Genomic DNA, 20,390 nt, shown 5'->3' on the forward strand with positions numbered 1-20,390 from the left:
GGCGGCTCCTTGGGCGGTCAGCGCAGCTTGGGGTCGAGGGCGTCGCGTACCGCGTCGCCGAGCATGATGAAGGCCAGCACCGTGATCGCCAGCGCCCCGGCGGGCCACAGCAGCATGTGCGGGGCGTTGCGGATGTACGGGGAGGCCGACGAGATGTCGATCCCCCAGGAGACGGTCGGCGGCTTGAGCCCGACGCCCAGGAAGGACAGCGTCGCCTCCAGCGAGATGTAGGTGCCCAGGGCGATGGTCGCCACGACGATCACCGGTGCGACCGCGTTGGGGGCGATGTGCCGCAGCAGCATCCGTGCGCTGGAGGCGCCGAGGGCGCGGGCGGCCTGCACGTAGTCGTTCTGTTTGGCGGTGATGACGGAACCGCGTGCGATCCGGGAGATCTGCGGCCAGCCGAGCAGCACCATGAAGCCGACCACGGGCCACACCGTGCTGCTGGTGATGACGGACAGCAGCACCAGGCCGCCGAGCACCACGGGGATGCCGAAGAAGACGTCGGTGAGCCGGGACAGCACGGCGTCCCAGGCCCCGCCGAAGAAGCCGGCGAGTCCGCCGAACACGGAGCCGAGCAGCGCCACACCGACGGTGGCACAGACACCGACGGTGACCGAGGCCCGCGCGCCGTGGACCGTACGGGTGTAGACGTCGCAGCCCTGCCCGTTGAAGCCGAAGGGGTGGCCGGGCTGGGAGCCCTGTTGTGCCTTGGCGAGATCACAGCTCTGGGGATTGCCGGAGGCGATCAGCGAGGGCCAGATGGAGATGACGACCAGAAAGAGGATGACGAGCGCGGAGACGATGAAGACGGGGTTGCGCCGCAGGTCCCGCCAGGCGTCCGACCAGAGGCTGCGCGGCTTGTCGGCGGGGCCGGTGCCGTCGGGCCCGCCGGGGGCCTGCTCCAGCGTCTCTCCCTCCGCCATCGCGAGGTTGGCCGCCCCGCCCGCTCCGGTGGCCGCGACGGCGGAGTGCGCGGGGTCGTCGAAGTGCGGATTCTGCTGCGGCTCAGGCATACCGGATCCTCGGGTCCAGGACGGCGTACAGGAGGTCCACCAGCAGGTTCGCCACCAGGAAGACGATGACGAGAACGCTGACGAAACCGACGACGGTCTGCGTGTTCTGGCGCAGGATGCCCTGGTAGAGCTGGTAGCCGACGCCGTGGATGTTGAAGATCCGTTCGGTGACGATCGCACCGCCCATGAGGGCCCCGATGTCGGTCCCGATGAAGGTGACCACCGGGATGAGGGAGTTGCGCAGCAGGTGCTTGCGGATGACCCGGCCTCTGGGCAGGCCCTTGGCCTTCGCGGTGCGGACGTAGTCGGCGCGGCTGTTCTCCGCGATGGAGGTGCGGGTCAGCCGGGTGACGTAGGCCAGCGAGACGGAGGCGAGCACCAGGCCGGGGACGATCAGTTCGCCGAGCCGTGCGTCGGTGGAGACCGACGGGTCGATGATGTCCCACTCGTAGCCGAGCAGCAGTTGGAGCAGCAGTCCGGTGACGAACGTCGGCACCGAGATGACCACGAGGGTGAGCAGCAGCACGCCGCTGTCGACCGGCCGGCCGCGGCGCAGGCCGGTGACGACGCCGAGGGAGATGCCGATGACGATCTCGAAGAAGATGGCCACCAGGGTGAGCCTGATCGTGACGGGGAAGGCCTCGGCCATCAGCTCGGTGACCTCCTGCCCGTTGAAGGCGGTGCCGAAGTCCCCGGTGAAGACGTTGCCCATGTAGGTCGCGTACTGCTGCCACAAGGGCTTGTCGAGCCCGAACTCCTTGCGCAGCTGTGCGGCCGTCGCCGGGTCGCACTGCCGCTCGCCGCACAGGCCGGCGATGGGATCGCCCATCACGTTGACCATGAGGAAGATCAGCAGCGTGGCGCCGAAGAAGACGGGGACCATCTGCAGCAGACGCCGGATCACGTAACGTCCCATGAAGGGCTCCGGGGATCGTGGGAAGGGGTGCGGCCCGGCGCTGCGGGCGCGCCGGGCCGGGTGCCTTCGGCCGTCAGTTGACCTTGATCTCTTCGTAGACGGGAACGCTGAACGGGTTCAGTGCGACGTTCGAGACGCGCTCCGAGTAGCCGGCGCTGCCGTTCTGGTACCAGAGCGGGATGGCGGCCATCTCGTCCCGTACGACCTTCTCCGCCTCCTTGAACGTCTCGACGGCCGTGGCCGGGTCGGCCTCCGCGTTGGCCTTGTCGACGAGGTCGTCGAACTTCTTGTTGCTCCACTTGCCGTCGTTGGAGGAGGCGTTGGTGTAGTAGAGCGGCTGGAGGAAGTTCTGGATCAGCGGGTAGTCCATCTGCCAGCCGGCCCGGAAGGGGCCCGGCATCTTGGACTGGGTGATCTGGTTGCGGAAGTCGGCGAAGGTGCCGATCGGGTTGCCGACGCAGGCCCTGTCGTCGCCGAGGGCGTTCTTGATGGAGTTGCAGACGGCGTCGATCCAGTCCTTGTGCGACCCGGTGTCCGCGTTGTACGTGAGGGTGATCCGGCCGCCCGGCAGGCCGCCGCCCTCGGCGATGAGCCGCTTCGCCTCCGCGGGGTCGTACTCGCAGGCCTTGCCGCACAGCGTGGGGTCGAAGCCGCCCTCCTCGCCGAGGACGGGCGAGGTCCAGTCCTTCGCGGGGGTGCGGGTCTGCTGGAAGATGGTGTCGGTGATCTGCTTGCGGTTGATGGCCATCGACAGACCGGTGCGGACCTTCGCTCCGTCCGGCGTGTTCCACGCCTTGTCGTAGTAGGGGAAGGCGAGGGTCTGGATGATGCCTGCGGGTGTGTTGATGTACCGGTCGCCGAGGTCCGCCTCCACGTTCCTCAGCTGGGACGCGGGCACGTCGTCGACCAGGTCGAGGTTGCCGGCGATCAGGTCGGTGTAGGCGGTGTTGTTGTCGGTGTAGACCTTGAGGTCGATGCCGCCGTTCTGTGCCTTGTCGGGCCCGTTGTACTCGTCCCAGCGGCGCAGGGACATCTGGGAGCCTCTGGCGTAGGAGTCGACGAGGTACGGGCCGTTGCCGACGGGCTTGGCGAGCCAGGCGTCGTGGTCGTCGAAGAAGGCCCTGGGCAGCGGGGCGAAGGCCGCGTAGCCGAGGGTGTCGGGCCAGGTGGAGAACTTCTGCGACAGCTTGACGGTGAAGGTCCGGTCGCCGGTGACCTTGAGTCCGGACATCGTCTGTGCGCTGGGCCGGCCCTTCTCGGGGTGGACCTGCTCGTATCCCTCGATGTAGCCGAAGAAATACGCGTTTCGCTGGTTGTTCCTCAGGTCGGCGCCGTAGTTCCAGGCGTCCACGAAGGACTTGGCGGTGACGGTCTCGCCGTTGCTGAACTTCCAGCCGGGTTTGACGGTGATGGTGAAGTTGACGGAGTCCTTGGTCTCGATGCTCTCGGCGAGCATGTCCTTGGCCTCGCCGGTCCTGGGGTCGTAGTGCTTGAGCCCCCGGAAGATCATGGCGAGCACCTTGCCGCCCTGCACCTCGTTGGTGTTGGCGGGCTCCAGGGGGTTCTGCGGGTCGCCCCAGGAGGAACTCACGATCCCGTCGGCGCCACTGCCGCCGCTGTCGCTTCCGCCGCCGCAGGCCGCCGCCGCGAGGGCGACGGCGATCGCGCATGCGGCCCACTTCGCGTGGGTGGCTCCGCGCATGGAGTGCCTCCTGGATCCCAGATCAGACTTGGGATCAATATCACCCCATAAAGGATCTAACGCACTTTCAGCACACCCTCCCGGCGGCCGGATGCACCGTCAGGACCAGCTCCCAGGTGTCGATCGCATAGAACAGGGACATCCCGTGCGCCTCGTAGAGGGAGAGCGCGCGGCTCTCGTTCTGTGTGTCCACGGCCAGGCCGATGGTGTCCCGGCCGCGGGCGGCGTACGTGCCGAAGGCATGGCGCAGCAGATGGCCGCCGAGACCGCGGCCGCGCGCCTGCTTCCGCACCCCGAGGTTCCCGATCCAGCCCATGGCGTCCTTGTCGTCCCTGGTCAGCAGGACGGCCACGTCGCCTTCCCCCTCGAGGCTCGCGATCCACATGAGCGACCGGTCCCGCGGCCCGGTGTCGGCCAGCCACTGCTCGTAGGTCCGCGGGTGGTGGTCGAAGTGTTCCGCGAAGGTCTCCTCCACCAGTGCGTGTGCGATCCGGTGGTCGGCGTCCGCGACGCAGTCGCGCAGGCTCACACCGGCGGGCAGCTCCGGTGTCCGGTCGGCCTCGCTCAGCGGCCGGGTCATGACCTGGTAGCAGCGCACGACACGCCAGCCGCGGGCGCCGAGGAGCCCGGTGTCCAGCGTGGGCCGGACGTTGAGGTTCAGATGGAGCACGGCCCGTGCCGCGCCGGCCGCGGCCGCCTTGGCCGCCGCGCGCTCCTCGATCCGCTCCAGCACGAGCACGGCCGCGTCCGGCCGGCCGGGGAGTACATAGTGGTCGACGCCGATGTCGCCGTCGCCGGAATCGCTCCAGAGGATCCCGTACGCCACGAGGTCGCCGTCCTCGTGCACCAGCCAGGAGTCCTGGGCGAGGTCCACCTCGGGGTGGGCGAGGTCGGTCTCGACCGTGTGCAGTTCGGTGTCCGCCCGGCCGATCTCCACGATGTCGACGGCGTTCAGCAGGGCGCATATGAAGGGTGCGTCCGCGAGGGTCGCGGGCCGGACGGTGAGTGGCATACCGCCACTGTTCGCGCCACGGCCCCGCCCTCGCAACGGATTTTCGCCGCCGCGGCGGCTCAGACGGCGGGGCTCCGGCGCACCGGGAGGCCGACGACGGTCTCGTCGTCCTCGAACGTCCCTGTCGGGGAGAAGCCGAGGGCGCCGTAGAGCTTCGCCGCACCGGTGTTGCGGGGGTGGTAGGACAGCCGTATCTCCCGGCAGTCCGGACGCTCGGACAGCATCCTGATCAGCGCGGTCAACGCCTGCCGGCCGACGCCCTTGCCCTGCTCGTCCGCGTCGACGATCAGGCCCCCGACCCAGTGCGTCCCGTCCTCCTCGTCGTACGCCCACATGACATGGCCGACCACCGTGTCGTCGGCGAGGACGCCGAGCGAGGTCCAGACTCCGCCCCGCATCGACAGCAGCAGGTACCGGGCGGCGAGGGCCGCCACGAAGGCCCGCTGCTCGTCACGCGGCGCGATGTCCGCGACGGCCCGCCAGTTGTCGTCGTCGACCGGGCAGAGCGTGATGCCGCGGCCGGTACGGTCGGTCAAGTGGTCCATGGGGACACCTTCCGGTGCCCCTTCGCGCGGGCGCAAAGCCTTTTCTGCCGCTTCCGCCGGGCACGACGAAGGCGCCCGCTCCCCGAAGGGAACGGGCGCCTTGCGCCGGGAGCGGGGACTACGCCGCGTGGACGACGTCCTTCTCCTCGGCGAAGTGGCACGCCGACTCGTGCGCGGCCGGGGTGTCCTGGCCCTTGAAGCGCTCCGGGACCGCGAGCAGCGGAACCTCGGTGGCGCACTTGTCCTCCGCCTTCCAGCAGCGGGTACGGAAGCGGCAGCCCGAGGGCGGGTTCGCCGGCGACGGGACGTCACCGGTGAGGATGATCCGCTCGCGGCCCTCGCGCGCCTCGGGGTCCGGGACCGGGACCGCCGACAGCAGCGCCTGGGTGTAGGGGTGCGTCGGGTGGTCGTAGATCTGCACGTCGGTGCCGATCTCCGCCATCTTGCCGAGGTACATCACGCCGACCCGGTCCGAGATGTGCCGGACGATCGACAGGTCGTGGGCGATGAAGAGGTAGGAGAGGTTGAACTCGTCCTGGAGCTTCTCCATCAGGTTGACGACCTGCGCCTGGACCGACACGTCCAGCGCGGAGACCGGCTCGTCGCAGATGATGATCTCCGGGTTGAGCGCGAGGCCGCGGGCGATGCCGATGCGCTGGCGCTGACCGCCGGAGAACTGGTGCGGGTAGCGGTGGATGTACTCGGGGTTGAGACCGACGACGTCCAGCAGCTCCTGCACCTTGCGGCGCCGGTCACCCTTCGGGGCCACCTCGGGGTGGATGTCGAAGGGCTCGCCGATGATGTCGCCGACCGTCATACGCGGGTTGAGCGAGGTGTACGGGTCCTGGAACACCATCTGGATGTTGCGGCGCACGGCCTTGAGCGCGCGCCCCGACAGCTTGGTGATGTCCTGGCCCTTGTAGAAGACCTCGCCGGCGGTCGCCTTCTCCAGCGTCATCAGCAGCTTGGCGACGGTGGACTTGCCACAGCCGGACTCGCCGACGATGCCGAGCGTCTCGCCCTGGTAGAGGTCGAAGGAGATCCCGTCCACGGCCTTGACCGCGCCGACGTGACGCTTGAACAGGATGCCCTGGGTCAGCGGGAAGTGCTTGACCAGGTTGCGCACCTGAAGGATCGGCTCACCGCGCTCGACGGTCGCGTCGAGCGCCGCGACGGCCGCCTCCTCGGAGGTGACCTCGACGGTCTCGACGTCGGTCACGTTCGGGGTCGCGTCCACGGCCTCGTTCGTCTTCTTGAGCTCAGCCATGGATCGTCTCCTTCCAGAAGTGGCACGCGCTGCCGCGGCCGGGCAGATCACTGCCGTCCTGCTCGGTCACCGGAGCCAGCGCCGGGATCTCCGTGCGGCAGATGTCGTCCGCCTTGGGGCAGCGCGGGTTGAAGGCGCAACCACTCGGGATCTTCAGCAGGTTGGGCGGCAGGCCCTTGATCGCGTACAGCTCCTGGCCCTTCTGGTCCAGGCGCGGGATCGAGTCGAGCAGACCCCGGGTGTACGGGTGCGCCGGCCGCTTGTACAGCTCGTGCACGGGGGCCGTCTCGACGATCCGGCCCGCGTACATCACGGCGATCTTGTCCGCGACGTCGGCGACGACGCCGAGGTCGTGGGTGATCAGGATCAGGCCCATGTTGTACTCGCGCTGGAGCTCCGCGAGCAGGTCCATGACCTGCGCCTGGACGGTCACGTCGAGCGCGGTGGTCGGCTCGTCGGCGATGATCAGGTCAGGCTCGAGAGCCAGGGCCATGGCGATCATGATGCGCTGGCGCATACCGCCGGAGAACTGGTGGGGGTAGTCGCCGACCCGGGCCTTGGCGGCCGGGATCTTCACCTTGTCCATCAGCTCGATGGACTTGGCCTTGGCGTCCTTCTTGGACAGGCCCTGGTGGACCCGGAACATCTCGCCGAGCTGGTAGCCCACGGAGAGGACCGGGTTGAGGGAGGACAGCGCGTCCTGGAAGATCATCGCGATCTTCCGGCCGCGGATCTTCCGCCGCTCCTCGTTGCTCATCGTGAGCATGTCCTGGCCACGGAAGAGGATCTGTCCGTGCGGGATCTTGCCGGGCGGCATGTCGAGGATGCCCATGATGGCCTGGGCGGTGACCGACTTGCCGGAGCCCGACTCGCCGAGGACGGCCAGCGTCTCACCGGAGTCGACGCTGTAGTTGACGCCGTTGACTGCCTTGGCGACACCGTCACGGGTGTGGAACTCGACATGCAGGTCGCGCACTTCGAGCAGCGGACCGGAGGCCTCGCCGCCCGCGCGGGGCGCCGGGACGCCTGCTGTTTCTTCGATGATGGTCACGTCGTACGCCCTCCTCAGCGCAGCTTGGGGTCGAGGGCGTTGCGAACCGCATCGCCGAACATCAGGAACGAGAGCACCGTGATCGAGACCATCACCGACGGGATGATCAGCACGTGGGGTGCGTTGCGCAGCTGCTCACGTCCACTGGACACGTCGACGCCCCAGGAGACCGTCGGTTCGGCGAGGCCGACACCGAGGAACGACAGCGTCGCCTCCGCGGCGATGTAGCCACCGAGGGCGATGGTCGCGACGACGATGATCGGCGCGAGCGCGTTGGGCAGGACGTGCCGGGTCAGGATGCGGGTGGTCGAGGCGCCGAGCGCCTTGGCCGCCACCACGTAGTCCGCCTGCTTGATGGTGATGACGGAACCGCGGGCGACACGGGCGATCTGGGTCCAGCCCAGGAACACCAGGGCGAGGATGACGACCCAGATGGCGCGCTTCTCGAAGCTGGTGAGGACGACAAGGGCGCCCAGCAGGAACGGGATGCCCATGAAGATGTCGGTGAGGCGGGACAGCAGGGTGTCGATCCAGCCGCCGAAGTAACCGGCGATCATGCCGACGAGGGTGCCGAGGATCGTCACCAGGGCGGTGACGCCGACACCGACGATGATCGAGGCACGGGCGCCGTAGACGACACGGGCGTAGATCGAGCGGCCCTGGCCGTCGTAACCGAACCAGTCGGCCTGGAAGACGTGGCTCCAGTTCGGCTGGCCGAGGTAGTGGTTCGCCAGGTCGGCGTCGCGCGGCGAGGCGTTGGTGAACAGGCCCGGGAACGCGGAGATGACGACGAGGAGGACGATCAGACCCGCAGAGATCAGGAACAGCGGGTTGCGGCGCAGGTCGTGCCAGGCGTCGGACCACAGGCTGCGCGCCTTGTCCGGCTTGGGCGCCTGGGTGACCAGCGCGGTGTCGGGAGCGGCAGCGGTGCTGGTGACCTTCTCGGCCCCGGTGGACGCCGCGGTGGCTGCGGTCTTCTCAGGCATACCGGATCCTCGGGTCCAGGACCGCGTAAAGCAGGTCGACGAGCAGGCTGGCGAGAAGGTAGACGAGGACGATCAGGGAAGCGATGCCGACGACGGTCGCGCCCTCGCGGCGGAAGAGTGCCTCGTAGATCGCGTCACCGACGCCCTGGACGTTGAAAATGCCCTCGGTGACGATGGCGCCGGTCATCAGGTTGCCGATGTCGGTGCCGAGGAAGGTGACCACCGGGACGAGCGAGTTGCGCATCAGGTGGACACCGATGATCCGGCGGCGCGGCAGGCCCTTGGCGACCGCCGTGCGCATGTAGTCGGCGCGCAGGTTCTCCGCCATCGAGGTACGGGTCAGCCGTGCCACGTAGGCGAGCGACAGCGAACCCAGGACGATCGCCGGCAGGAGGAGGTCTCCGAAGCTCTCGGAGTCCTGCACGGTCGGGGTCGTCACCCCCCACTTGAAGGCGAACAGGTACTGCATCAGGTAGCCCAGCACGAAGGAGGGCATCGAGATCAGCACGAGGGTGAGGGCGAGGAGCCCCCGGTCCCGCACGGACTCGGGACGCAGGCCCGCGATGATGCCGAGGCCGATACCGACGACCACCGTGAAGGTGAACGCGAAGAGCGTGAGCCGGATGGTGACCGGGAACGCCTGCGCGATGATGTCGGCGATGGGACGCTGGCTCGCGATCTCCGTGCCGAAGTTCCCCTGAACCAGCTCGAAGAGGTACTTCAGGTACTGCTGCCAGAGCGGCAGGTCGAGACCGCGGTCATGGCGAATGGCCTCGACCACGGCCGGGTCGAAAGCCTGGTCCCCCATGAGCGCTCTGACGGGGTCGCCGGGCAGCGCGAACATCATGGCGAAGATCAAAAAGGTTGACCCGATGAACACCGGGATCATCTGGAGCAGTCGTCGTGCGACGTAGCGCCCCATGGGTGCCTCCGTGAGGGGTTAACTGGGTCCGGGGGCCGTCCGCACGGGACGGCCCCCGGACCACCGCCGCCGCCGGATGTCCGACGGCGGCGGGTGACGGCCGAGTGGGGATGGGGCCCGCAGGCGCTTACTTGACGGAGACTCCGGTGAGCTCGAGGTCACCGTGGAAGTCGACCGCGACGTTGTCGACGCCCTTACCGTGGCCACCGTTGATGCGGTAGTACCACAGCGGGATGGCCGGCATCTTCTCGAGAAGCTTCTTCTCGACCGCCTGGTAGCCCTTCACGGCGTCTTCCAGGGAGCTGGCCTTGTCCGCGTCCTCCATCATCTTGTCGATCTCCTTGTCGGAGAAACGACCGTTGTTGGACTCGGCGTTGGTGTGGTACAGCTCCTTGATGAAGTTCACGTTGACGGGGTAGTCGGCCACCCAGCCACCGCGGTACATCGACTTCACCTGGTCGTTGTCACGGGCCTCGAGGTCCGTGGGGAAGTCCGGCTTGGCGTCGCCGACACAGTCGACACCGGTCGCCTTGCGGATGGACTCGCAGACCGCGGTCACCCACTCCTTGTGGCCGCCGTCGCTGTTGTACTGGATGAACATCTTGTTCTCCGGGACGCCGCCGCCCTCGGTGATGAGCTGCTTGGCCTTCGCCGGGTTGAACGTGAAGACGTCCGTACCCAGGTCCTGGTTGCCCTTGACCTGCGGCGGCGTGAAGCTCGTCGCGGGGGTACGGGTGTTGTTCAGGACGGTCTTGGTGATCGTCTCACGGTCGATCGCCATGGACAGACCCTGGAGGACCTTGGGGTCGATGTCCTTGAACGTCTTGCTGTAGAACGCCGGGACCAGCGACTGGATGGCCGCGTACGGCTGCTCGATGGCGCCGTCACCCAGGTCCTGCTTGTACTTCGGCAGGTCCGTCGGGCCGACCTGGCGGATGATGTCCAGGTTGCCGGAGACGACGTCCTGGTACGCGGCCTCGAGGGTCGCGTAGTTCTTGAACTGGATGCCCTTGTTCTTCGCCTTGTTGGGGCCCTGGTAGTCAGGGTTGGCCGCAACCTGGATCAGCTTCTTGTGGGTCCACTTCTCGAACTTGTACGGACCGTTGCCGACCGGCTTCTGGCCGAACGCCTTCGGGTCGTCGAAGAAGACCTTCGGCAGCGGCGCGAACGTCGCGTAGCCGAGCTTGTAGTTGAAGTACGGGACCTTGTCCTTCAGCTCGATCGTGAAGGTGGTGTCGTCCACGACCTTCAGACCGGACATCTTGTCGGCCTTCGGGTCACCCTTCTCGGGGTGCACGTCGTCGTAGCCGGCGATGTCAGCGAACCAGAAGCTGTTCTGCTGGTTGTTCTTGATGTTCGCGTACCAGTTCCACGCGTCGACGTACGACTGCGCGGTGACGGCCTCGCCGTTGTGGAACTTCCAGCCGGACTTCAGCTTGACGGTCCAGGTCTTGGAGTCCGTCGTCTCCACCGACTCGGCGTTGGTGTAGACGATCTCGCCCTTGGCGTCGAAGTCCAGCAGCTGCGTGAAGAGCGACTGGATCACGTACGAACCGTTGGTCTCGTTCGTGTCGGCCGGGATCAGCGGCTTCTGCGGCTCGCCGACGTCGATCGAGACATAACCGGCAGGCTTGCCGGCCGGGTTCTTCTTGCCCTCTTCGCCGCTGCCGCCACCACAGGCAGTGGCCGCCAGGGCGACAACGATCGCTCCCGCGACCCACTTGGCGCTCTTGGCACCACGCATGGGTTCCTCCTCATGAGTCCACTTGTCACTACAAGAGGGGCACCGTTCTACGCGCGCTGACACCCCTGACAGCGCTCGTCAAGTACCCCGAGTGTGCTCGTGAGTCGGCGCTCCCCACAGCGCATGACCCATTGACCCGAGCTCAATGGAGCCAACTATTAAGTAGGACAGGCTTGTAAACCACACCTAAAGGGTCTCGTTTTGACAACATCAGAGAGGGACTCCAGCCCGAAATCCGGACAAAGCGATCCCAGACAGACACCCGCGAAACGGACCGTTAACACATGTTCCGGAGTGCGACGGCCGATATCCGGACACTCGGAGCACGAAAAGGAGTTGACGAACGGCCCGGCCCTCCACAGTCTCTGCGGAGGGCCGGGCCGTGCGTTCAGCGGTTTTCCAGGGCTTTACCGTCAGCCGTGCTTGGCACGCGAAGCCGCGCGACCGCGCTCCTTCTGGTCCAGGACGACCTTGCGGATGCGCACCGCCTCCGGGGTCACCTCGACGCACTCGTCGTCACGGCAGAACTCCAGCGACTGCTCCAGCGAGAGCTTGCGCGGCGGGACGATCGCCTCGAACGAATCGGCAGAGGAGGAGCGCATGTTGGTGAGCTTCTTCTCCTTGGTGATGTTCACGTCCATGTCGTCGGAGCGGGAGTTCTCGCCGACGATCATGCCCTCGTACACCTCGGTGCCGGGCTCGGTGAACAGCACGCCGCGCTCCTGAAGGTTCGTCATCGCGAACGCGGTGACGGCGCCGGAGCGGTCGGCGACGAGCGAGCCGTTGTTCCGGGTCTGCAGGGGGCCGAACCAGGGCTCGTGGCCCTCGTGGATGGAGTGCGCGATTCCGGTGCCGCGGGTGTTCGTCAGGAACTCCGTACGGAAGCCGATCAGGCCGCGGGACGGGACCACGAACTCCATGCGGACCCAGCCGGAGCCGTGGTTCGACATGTTGTCCATGCGGCCCTTGCGGACACCCATGAGCTGGGTGACGGCGCCCATGTGCTCCTCGGGCACGTCGATCGTCATGCGCTCGACCGGCTCGTGGACCTTGCCGTCGACCAGCTTGGTGACGACCTGCGGCTTGCCGATCGTCAGCTCGAAGCCCTCACGGCGCATCTGCTCGACCAGGATCGCCAGCGCGAGCTCACCGCGGCCCTGCACCTCCCAGGCGTCGGGACGCTCGGTGTCCAGCACGCGCAGCGAGACGTTACCGATCAGCTCACGGTCCAGCCGGTCCTTGACCTGGCGGGCCGTCACCTTACGGTCCTTGACCGCGGACTTCGCGTCCGCGCCCTTGCCGGTGCCGCCCCGGCCGACCAGCGGCGAGGTGTTGGTGCCCACCGTCATCGAAATCGCCGGCTCGTCGACCGTGATCAGCGGCAGCGCGATCGGATTCTCCGGGTCGGCCAGCGTCTCGCCGATCATGATGTCCGGGATACCGGCGACGGCGCAGATGTCACCGGGGCCGGCCACCTCGGCAGGCTTGCGGGTGAGCGCCTCTGTCATCATCAGCTCGCTGATGCGGACGTTGGAGATCGTGCCGTCACGCTTGATCCAGGCCACGGTCTGGCCCTTGCGCAGCTCGCCCTGCTCGACGCGGAGCAGCGCGATACGGCCGAGGAAGTTGTCGGCGTCCAGGTTGGTGACGTGAGCCTGCAGCGGGGCGGACTCGTCGTACTCCGGCGCCGGGACGGTCTCGAGCAGCGTGCTGAAGAACGGCTCCAGGCTGTCGCTGTCGGCCGGGACGGTGCCGTCCTCCGGCTTGGTCAGCGAGGCGACGCCGTCACGGGCGCAGGCGTAGACGATCGGGAACTCGATCTGCTCCTCGGTCGCGTCCAGGTCCAGGAACAGGTCGTACGTCTCGTCGACGACCTCGGCGATCCGGGAGTCCGGGCGGTCCGTCTTGTTGATGCAGAGAATCACCGGCATCTTCGCGGCGAGCGCCTTGCGCAGCACGAAGCGGGTCTGCGGCAGCGGGCCCTCGGAGGCGTCCACGAGGAGGACGACCGCGTCCACCATCGACAGACCGCGCTCCACCTCGCCGCCGAAGTCGGCGTGGCCGGGGGTGTCGATGATGTTGATGGTGACCGGGGCCCCGCCGTCCTTGGGGTGGTACTTCACGGCGGTGTTCTTGGCCAGGATCGTGATGCCCTTCTCACGCTCCAGGTCGTTCGAGTCCATCATGCGGTCGTCGAGCTGCTCCGCCGCGTGCGCGGCGAAGGCACCGGCCTGCTTCAGCATGGCGTCGACCAAGGTGGTCTTGCCGTGGTCGACGTGGGCGACGATGGCAACGTTACGGATGTCGTGGCGCGTGGGCATGCTGGCTGGCGCTTCTCTCGATCGTGGGATCGGGCGTTGGATGTGATCCTCGTCCGCCCGCCGGGCGGACACGCCACGGCTTGTCCCATGGTACGGGGCCGCCGGGACCCGGGCCTCCCGGAACGATCGGGTCCGGGACGAACGAGGCGGGGATCACGCCGCGGCCGGGTCTGTGGCCGGTGCCGGGCGGACCGGCGGAGGCGGTGCGCATCGGCAGGTGGGGAGGCTGCCGGTACAAGGGTGCTGCGTGGGCATGCGTGGGGCGAGCCTGGGTCAACGGTCGGCACGAGCTTGCCCGCCGGCGGTGCCGGCGGGCAAGGGAATTGAGCCAGTTCTGAGGTTGTGACCTGCGGTTTCTCCTGACCGAGGCTCTGCGCGGCTACTGCTTGGGGCGGCTGCGGCCGTCTTGAAACCAATGTCCTGGTATCGGGGCTCGGCGAATCCGAAGGCGCCCGCGTTGACCACCTGCTTGCGTACCGCGACCAGCTGCGGGCGCTGGTAGAGGGGAACGGAACCGGCCGCCGCCCAGATCCTGGCGTCCGCCCTGCGCATCAGGTCACGGGCGGCGTCCGCGTCGAGCTCCCCGGCGGCCTGGGTGAAGAGCTGGTCGATGTGGTCCGTACCCACGCGCGTGTAGTTCTGCTCGACGAGGAGCGAGCCGTCGGAGGCCGGCTTCGGCTTGGCGTAGATCGGCCGGGCGTCGGTCGCCGGGAAGGGGCTGGAGGGCCAGGAGTACAGGGCCAGGTCGTAGTCGCCGGACGCGATGTGGTCCTTGAAGAAGCTCGCGTCGTCCACCTTGATGATCTCGGTGCGCACGCCGACCCGGTCGAGCATCTGCCTGATCTTGTCGCCGACCGTGCGCAGTACCTCGGACCCGGGGCCCGAGGGGAGGACGAAGCGGAGGCTCAGCGGCTTCCCCTCCTTGCCGAGGGCGCCCCCGGCGGGGACGCCGCCGGGTGCCGCCGTACCGCGCGGAGCGTAGGCGCCGGCCATGCCGCCCTTGTCCTCGGCCTTCCTGGCCGCCTTGTCCGCGGAGCCGGCACTGTCGTCGGCGAACGACGCGGCCTGGCGCCGGACGGCAGCGCTCTGGAGCGCGGCGCCGGCGGCCGGGGCGAGGACGTGCGTGACGCGGGAACCGGACCTCGGGTCGTGGGCCGCCGGCTTGTCGTCACCGACGATGTAGAGCCCGTCGTCGGAGGCGGCGTCGTTCTTCTTCTCCGACGCCTTGGCCGAAGGGCGCGAGGACGGCTCGGCGGAGGCCTTGCCCGTCGTCCTCTTCCCGTCCTCCTCCTTGCCGTCCTTGCCGTTCTCCTCCGGCTTCCCGGCCTCGCCGCCCGCCTTGGCCGGCTGCTCGTTCAGCCCTTCGGGCGTCCAGCCGGCGTCGGCGAGCAGCGCCTGCGCCTCCTGGGTGTCCTGCTCCCCGAGTGCGGCGCTGTTGTCGGTGTACGCGGCCTGCCCGGCCAGCGCGAGGTGGTTGCCGGGCGGCTCTGCGGGCAGTCCGAGCGGCGTGAGCACGGCCTCGGCGATCTCCTTGCGGTCCAGCGCACGGGCGATCGCGCGGCGCACCCGGGCGTCGGCCAGCGGCCCGGACTCGCCGTTCAGCGCGAGCTGGGTGTACGCGGGCTCCAGTGACTTGCGGACCTGGTACTTACTGAGGGCGGACTGCTCCTGTGCGTACTTCTTCTCCGCCTCCGCCGCCCGCTTGCGGGCCTGCTGTGCGACCTCGGCCAGCTCCTCGTCGGAGCCGTGGGCCATCGCCCACGACTTCAGGGCGGCGGAGGGAGCCTTGGCGGCGCCGGGGCCGTAGGCCAGCGGACGCCCGCCGCGTCCGGCGTCCTTCACGGCGTAGGCGATACGTTCCGCCACCGAGGGGTCGACATCGGCCAGGTCGAGGCTTCCGGCGGCGAGCGCGGCGACCCGCTTCTCCCGCGGTACGGCCGACAGCACCAGCTTGTCGAGCTTCGGGCGGTCCCCCCACCAGCGCGGGTTCGGCACGAGCGTGGTGGTGTCGGCCGCCTGGTCGATCGCGGAGATCCTGAACGGTCCCGCCGTCACCTTGAGCTTCGTGCGGGCCCCGTCGTTGAAGGCCGCCGGAGTCCCGGTCACGTCCTTGGGGTAGAGCGGCGTGAAGAGTGACTGCCAGTCCGCGTACGGCTTGGTGAAGGTGACCTTGACCTCCAGGTCGTTCTCACCGCGCTCGACCTTCTGGATCCGGTCGTACCCGGCGTTGCGCGCCGTCCAGTAAGAGGAATCCTTTCCGCTCAGCGCCCGCCACTGGGCGAGGAAGTCCGGGGCGCCGATCTCGCGGCCGTCGCTCCACACGGCCTGCTGGTTGAGCTTGTAGAGCACGACCTGCTTGGGCTCCCGCTCGACGATCTCCGCCGATTCGAGATAGTCCGGGTTCCGCTGCGGCCGCCCGTCGGCGTCCAGGGTGAACAGTGCCGGCAGCACGGCGCCGGCGATCCGGCCGGTCGTGGCGTCCGCGTCGGCCTGGAAGGAGTTGAGGGTGGCGGGCATCGTGTCGACGGCCCAGCGCAGGGTCCCTCCGTCGGCGACGAGCTCACGGTCGGCGGGCGAGATGTCCTGAGCCGGGGGCTTCCCCCTGCTCTGCTCCTCGCCCGAGCTGCATCCGGCGAGAACGGGGAGTACCAGCACTCCGCTCGCGAGCAGTGCGACGGGGCGGAGCCTTCGGGAGCATGTCCGCCCGCGGGGGGCTTCGACCTGGGACATGGCTTGTACCTCTTCGTCCTGTTTCGTCGAATTTAGAGATGATCACACCGATTCCACTCACTGAAGTGGATGGATTGCCGCGCCCGACGCAGACACGGCGGCACTTCCGCGAAGGCCACCCGTGCGGACGAACCACGAACACCGCCAACGGCAACAAAAAGGGTGAATATGGGGGGAGTGAGGCTCCGACCATGAGGGGCGCGCTGGCAGCGCATCCGCCGGGAATCCCCGTACGTCCCCTTCACAAGCGGGGATGTGACGCGCGACACTCGCAGGCGCATGAACGACGCCACCGCACCCCGCGGAAGTGAGGGCAAGTCATGTCACAGGAAGATCTCGCGGCCGTCCAACGCCGCCTCGATGAGCTGGTCCTGCGTGTCGGCCAGCTGGAACAGACCGTCGACCAGCTGCGCGGCTCCCGCCCGCTCGCGGGCCCCGCCGCACCGGCCGTGAAGGCCCGTACCGAGCTGGTCACCATCCCCGACGCCCCGTACGACAACGCATTGTGGACCGATTCCGACGACGAGGGACTGGGCGTCCGCGACCGGCACGCGCCCTGACCGGCCCGGACAGCAGGAGCCGGCCCGCAGAAAGGGCCGGCGGACCGGAGCCCATCCCTGATCCCATCCCACCCGGAGCCTTCGTTGGCCACTGGTACCGAACCACCACAAGTCCATAAGGGCGTGCACGAAGCCACCCGTGCCGCCATCGGCCCCCGCCACCTGCGGACGGACCGCTGGTGGCTGGCCCCGGCCCTGACGGCCGCCGGCCTGCTCGCCTTCATCGTGTACTCGACCTGGCGCGCGTTCGCAGGCGCCGACTACTACGCGGCGCCGTACGTGTCGCCCTTCTACTCGCCCTGCCTGGCCGAGAACTGTGAACCGATGCGGTCGGGCCCCAACTGGGAGATCTTCGGAAGCTGGTGGGGCCTGTCGCCCGCGCTGCTCATCCTGATCTTCCCGCTCGGCTTCCGGCTGACCTGCTACTACTACCGCAAGGCCTACTACCGGGGCTTCTGGGCCTCGCCCCCGGCCTGCGCCGTCGCCGAGCCGCACAAGAAGTACTCCGGCGAGACCCGCTTCCCGCTGATCATGCAGAACATCCACCGGTACTTCTTCTACGCCGCCCTGCCGGTCGCCGGGATCCTCACGTACGACACGGTGCTCGCCTTCCGCGACGAGCACTACGAGTGGGGCCACATGGGCCTCGGCACCCTCGTGTTCCTGGTCAACATCGTGCTGATCTGGGCGTACACCATCTCGTGCCACTCGTGCCGGCACATCATCGGCGGCCGGCTGCGGCACTTCTCCGCGCACCCCGTGCGCTACCGCCTCTGGGGCTGGGTCGGCAAGCTGAACGCCCGTCACATGCAGCTCGCATGGGCGTCGCTGTTCAGCGTCGCGCTCGCCGACCTCTACGTCTACCTCGTCGCATCCGGCGCCTTCGACGATCCGAGGCTGTTCTAGATGGAAGGTGCTTGATGACCGAGCTCGAACGGCAGCAGTGGGACGTCGTGGTGGTGGGTGCGGGCGGCGCGGGCCTGCGCGCCGCCATCGAGGCGCGCGAGCGGGGCGCGCGTACGGCGGTGATCTGCAAGTCCCTGTTCGGCAAGGCCCACACGGTGATGGCGGAGGGCGGCATCGCCGCCTCCATGGGCAACGCGAACGCGGGCGACAACTGGCAGGTGCACTTCCGCGACACCATGCGCGGCGGGAAGTTCCTCAACCAGTGGCGGATGGCCGAACTGCACGCCCGCGAGGCGCCCGACCGGGTCTGGGAACTGGAGACCTGGGGGGCGCTCTTCGACCGCACCGCCGACGGCCGGATCTCGCAGCGCAACTTCGGCGGTCACGAGTACCCGCGTCTCGCCCACGTCGGCGACCGCACGGGGCTCGAACTGATCCGTACCCTCCAGCAGAAGATCGTCTCCCTCCAGCAGGAGGACAAACGGGAGCTCGGCGACTACGAGGCCGGGCTGAAGGTCTTCCAGGAGTGCACGGTGACGCGCGTCCTGAAACGGGACGGCAGGGTCTCCGGAGTCTTCTGTTACGAGCGGGAGTCCGGCCGCTTCTTCGTCATCGAGGCGCCCTCCGTCATCCTCGCCACGGGCGGTATCGGCAAGTCCTTCAAGGTGACCTCCAACTCCTGGGAGTACACCGGGGACGGGCACGCCCTCGCGCTGCTGGCCGGCGCCCCGCTGGTGAACATGGAGTTCGTCCAGTTCCATCCGACGGGGATGGTCTGGCCTCCGTCGGTGAAGGGCATCCTCGTCACCGAGTCGGTGCGCGGCGACGGCGGGGTGCTGCGGAACTCCGAGGGCAAGCGGTTCATGTTCGACTACGTGCCCGACGTGTTCAAGGAGAAGTACGCCCAGTCCGAGGAAGAGGGCGACCGCTGGTACGAGGACCCGGACAACAACCGGCGTCCCCCCGAACTGCTGCCGCGCGACGAGGTCGCGCGGGCGATCAACTCCGAGGTCAAGGCGGGCCGCGGCTCCCCGCACGGCGGTGTGTTCCTCGACGTGTCCACCCGTATGCCCGCGGACGTGATCCGGCGCCGGCTGCCGTCGATGTACCACCAGTTCAAGGAACTCGCGGACGTGGACATCACGGCGGAGGCCATGGAGGTCGGCCCCACCTGCCACTACGTGATGGGCGGCATCGCCGTCGAGTCCGACACCGCGGGCGCGCTCGGCGTGCCCGGGTTGTTCGCGGCCGGAGAGGTCGCGGGCGGGATGCACGGCTCCAACCGCCTCGGCGGCAACTCGCTCTCCGACCTCCTCGTCTTCGGACGCCGGGCCGGGCTCCACGCCGCCGAGTACGCCCAGCGGCTCCCCGTACGGCCGGCGGTCGACGAGGCGCAGATCGACGCCGCGGCGGCGGAGGCCCTGCGCCCGTTCAGTGCCGAGGGCCCGGAGGCGGGGGCGGCGCCCGAGAACCCGTACACGCTCCACCAGGAGCTTCAGCAGACGATGAACGACCTGGTCGGCATCATCCGCCGGGCGGGCGAGATGGAACGGGCCCTGACGATCCTCGCCGAACTGCGCGAGCGGGCGAGCCGCGCCGGGGTCGAGGGGCACCGGCAGTTCAACCCCGGCTGGCACCTCTCCCTGGACCTGCGGAACATGCTGCTGGTCAGCGAGTGCATCGCGCGGGCCGCCCTGGAGCGGACGGAGAGCCGCGGCGGCCACACCCGGGAGGACTGCCCCGGCATGGACCGCGCATGGCGCCGGGTGAACCTGGTGTGCCGGCTCCGGCAGGGGGACGACGCCGGGACCGCCGGAGCCACCGGCCGGATCCGGCTCGAACGGAGGACGACCGACCCCATCCGTGCCGACCTGCTCGCCCTTTTCGAGAAGGAAGAGCTGATGAAGTACCTCGCCGAGGAGGAGCTGACCGAGTGAGCGCCTACCAAGCCCGCTTCAAGGTCTGGCGGGGCGACCGGAGCGGCGGCGGCCTCGAGGACTTCACCGTCGAGGTCAACGACGGAGAGGTCGTCCTCGACATCATCCACCGCCTCCAGGCCACCCAGGCGTCCGACCTCGCGGTCCGCTGGAACTGCAAGGCCGGCAAATGCGGTTCGTGCAGCGCCGAGATCAACGGCCGGCCCCGCCTGTTGTGCATGACCCGGATGTCCGTCTTCACGAGGGACGAGACGATCACGGTCACCCCGCTGCGGGCGTTCCCCGTGGTGCGGGACCTGGTCACCGACGTCTCGTTCAACTACGAGAAGGCCAGGGAGATCCCCGCGTTCGTGCCGCCCCCGGGCGTCGCGGCCGGTGAGTACCGGATGCAGCAGATGGACGTGGAGCGCTCACAGGAGTTCCGCAAGTGCATCGAGTGCTTCCTGTGCCAGGACACCTGCCATGTGGTGCGCGACCACGAGGAGAACAAGGAGGCCTTCGCCGGCCCGCGATTCCTGATGCGCATCGCCGAACTGGACATGCACCCGCTGGACTCGGCCGCCGGGACCGGACTGGACCGCAGGACGACGGCACAGGACGAACACGGACTGGGCTACTGCAACATCACCAAGTGCTGTACGGAGGTCTGCCCCGAAGGCATCAAGATCACGGACAACGCGCTGATCCCGATGAAGGAACGCGCCGTGGACCGCAAGTACGACCCGCTGGTGTGGCTCGGCAACAAGATCAGGCGCAGGGAGGGCTGATCCGCGCG

Annotated in this window: 16 protein-coding genes; 4 read left to right on the forward strand and 12 right to left on the reverse strand. The window is 68.4% G+C overall.

The features are described 5' to 3' along the window. Nucleotides 1-17: 17 nt before the first annotated feature. The 12 genes from GLX30_RS13095 to GLX30_RS13150 all read right to left on the reverse strand — a co-directional run bounded on the left by GLX30_RS13095 (nucleotide 18) and on the right by GLX30_RS13150 (nucleotide 16,212). Nucleotides 18-1,016, reverse strand: coding sequence for an ABC transporter permease (locus GLX30_RS13095; protein WP_159687716.1), 999 nt, complete (start codon nucleotides 1,014-1,016; stop codon nucleotides 18-20). Beyond that, nucleotides 1,009-1,932, reverse strand: coding sequence for an ABC transporter permease (locus GLX30_RS13100; protein WP_159687718.1), 924 nt, complete (start codon nucleotides 1,930-1,932; stop codon nucleotides 1,009-1,011). Before GLX30_RS13100 ends, GLX30_RS13095 begins: the two co-directional genes overlap by 8 nt. A gap of 73 nt (nucleotides 1,933-2,005) precedes the next feature. Next, entirely contained in the window at nucleotides 2,006-3,634 is a 1,629-nt protein-coding gene (locus tag GLX30_RS13105) for an ABC transporter substrate-binding protein (protein WP_159687720.1), read from the reverse strand. A gap of 67 nt (nucleotides 3,635-3,701) precedes the next feature. Then, nucleotides 3,702-4,646 carry a GNAT family N-acetyltransferase gene (locus GLX30_RS13110; protein WP_159687722.1) on the reverse strand — a complete coding sequence of 315 codons (945 nt, stop codon included), beginning with the start codon at nucleotides 4,644-4,646 and terminating at the stop codon, nucleotides 3,702-3,704. Between the two features lie 59 nt (nucleotides 4,647-4,705). Next, nucleotides 4,706-5,191: a GNAT family N-acetyltransferase gene (locus tag GLX30_RS13115; protein WP_159687724.1), complete on the reverse strand. Its 486-nt coding sequence runs from the start codon at nucleotides 5,189-5,191 to the stop codon at nucleotides 4,706-4,708. Between the two features lie 118 nt (nucleotides 5,192-5,309). Continuing rightward, nucleotides 5,310-6,458 (reverse strand): dipeptide ABC transporter ATP-binding protein, encoded by a 1,149-nt coding sequence (locus tag GLX30_RS13120; RefSeq protein ID WP_159687726.1) that lies wholly within the window; start codon nucleotides 6,456-6,458, stop codon nucleotides 5,310-5,312. Continuing rightward, on the reverse strand, nucleotides 6,451-7,509 hold the full coding sequence (locus GLX30_RS13125; RefSeq protein ID WP_159687728.1) for an ABC transporter ATP-binding protein: 1,059 nt from the start codon (nucleotides 7,507-7,509) through the stop codon (nucleotides 6,451-6,453). The genes GLX30_RS13120 and GLX30_RS13125 overlap by 8 nt, the downstream gene beginning before the upstream one ends. Before the next feature lie 14 nt (nucleotides 7,510-7,523). Then, the gene (locus GLX30_RS13130; RefSeq protein WP_159687730.1) at nucleotides 7,524-8,495 is read right to left on the reverse strand and encodes an ABC transporter permease; all 972 of its coding nucleotides are present in this window, start codon (nucleotides 8,493-8,495) and stop codon (nucleotides 7,524-7,526) included. Beyond that, nucleotides 8,488-9,417 (reverse strand): ABC transporter permease, encoded by a 930-nt coding sequence (locus GLX30_RS13135; RefSeq protein ID WP_159687733.1) that lies wholly within the window; start codon nucleotides 9,415-9,417, stop codon nucleotides 8,488-8,490. The genes GLX30_RS13130 and GLX30_RS13135 overlap by 8 nt, the downstream gene beginning before the upstream one ends. Before the next feature lie 127 nt (nucleotides 9,418-9,544). Beyond that, a complete protein-coding gene (locus GLX30_RS13140) occupies nucleotides 9,545-11,161 on the reverse strand; it encodes an ABC transporter substrate-binding protein (RefSeq protein WP_159687736.1) in 1,617 nt (538 codons plus the stop codon). 413 nt (nucleotides 11,162-11,574) lie between these two features. After that, nucleotides 11,575-13,482, reverse strand: coding sequence for a translational GTPase TypA (typA, locus tag GLX30_RS13145; protein ID WP_159687738.1), 1,908 nt, complete (start codon nucleotides 13,480-13,482; stop codon nucleotides 11,575-11,577). A gap of 273 nt (nucleotides 13,483-13,755) precedes the next feature. Continuing rightward, nucleotides 13,756-16,212, reverse strand: a complete 2,457-nt coding sequence (locus GLX30_RS13150) for an ABC transporter family substrate-binding protein (protein WP_159687740.1) — start codon at nucleotides 16,210-16,212, stop codon at nucleotides 13,756-13,758. A 320-nt stretch (nucleotides 16,213-16,532) separates the two neighbouring features. Between GLX30_RS13150 and GLX30_RS13155 the strand changes: the two genes are divergently transcribed. The 4 genes from GLX30_RS13155 (at nucleotide 16,533) to GLX30_RS13170 (ending at nucleotide 20,382) form a co-directional block, all read left to right on the forward strand. Then, a complete protein-coding gene (locus GLX30_RS13155) occupies nucleotides 16,533-16,772 on the forward strand; it encodes a hypothetical protein (protein ID WP_159687744.1) in 240 nt (79 codons plus the stop codon). Between the two features lie 84 nt (nucleotides 16,773-16,856). After that, complete coding sequence (locus GLX30_RS13160) at nucleotides 16,857-17,678, forward strand: hypothetical protein (protein ID WP_159687746.1); 822 nt, start codon at nucleotides 16,857-16,859, stop codon at nucleotides 17,676-17,678. A 14-nt stretch (nucleotides 17,679-17,692) separates the two neighbouring features. Beyond that, nucleotides 17,693-19,615: a fumarate reductase/succinate dehydrogenase flavoprotein subunit gene (locus tag GLX30_RS13165; protein WP_159687749.1), complete on the forward strand. Its 1,923-nt coding sequence runs from the start codon at nucleotides 17,693-17,695 to the stop codon at nucleotides 19,613-19,615. After that, nucleotides 19,612-20,382: a succinate dehydrogenase/fumarate reductase iron-sulfur subunit gene (locus GLX30_RS13170; protein ID WP_159687751.1), complete on the forward strand. Its 771-nt coding sequence runs from the start codon at nucleotides 19,612-19,614 to the stop codon at nucleotides 20,380-20,382. The genes GLX30_RS13165 and GLX30_RS13170 overlap by 4 nt, the downstream gene beginning before the upstream one ends. Nucleotides 20,383-20,390: the final 8 nt, after the last annotated feature.

This window comes from Streptomyces sp. Tu 2975 (genome assembly GCF_009832925.1).
Classification (GTDB): domain Bacteria; phylum Actinomycetota; class Actinomycetes; order Streptomycetales; family Streptomycetaceae; genus Streptomyces.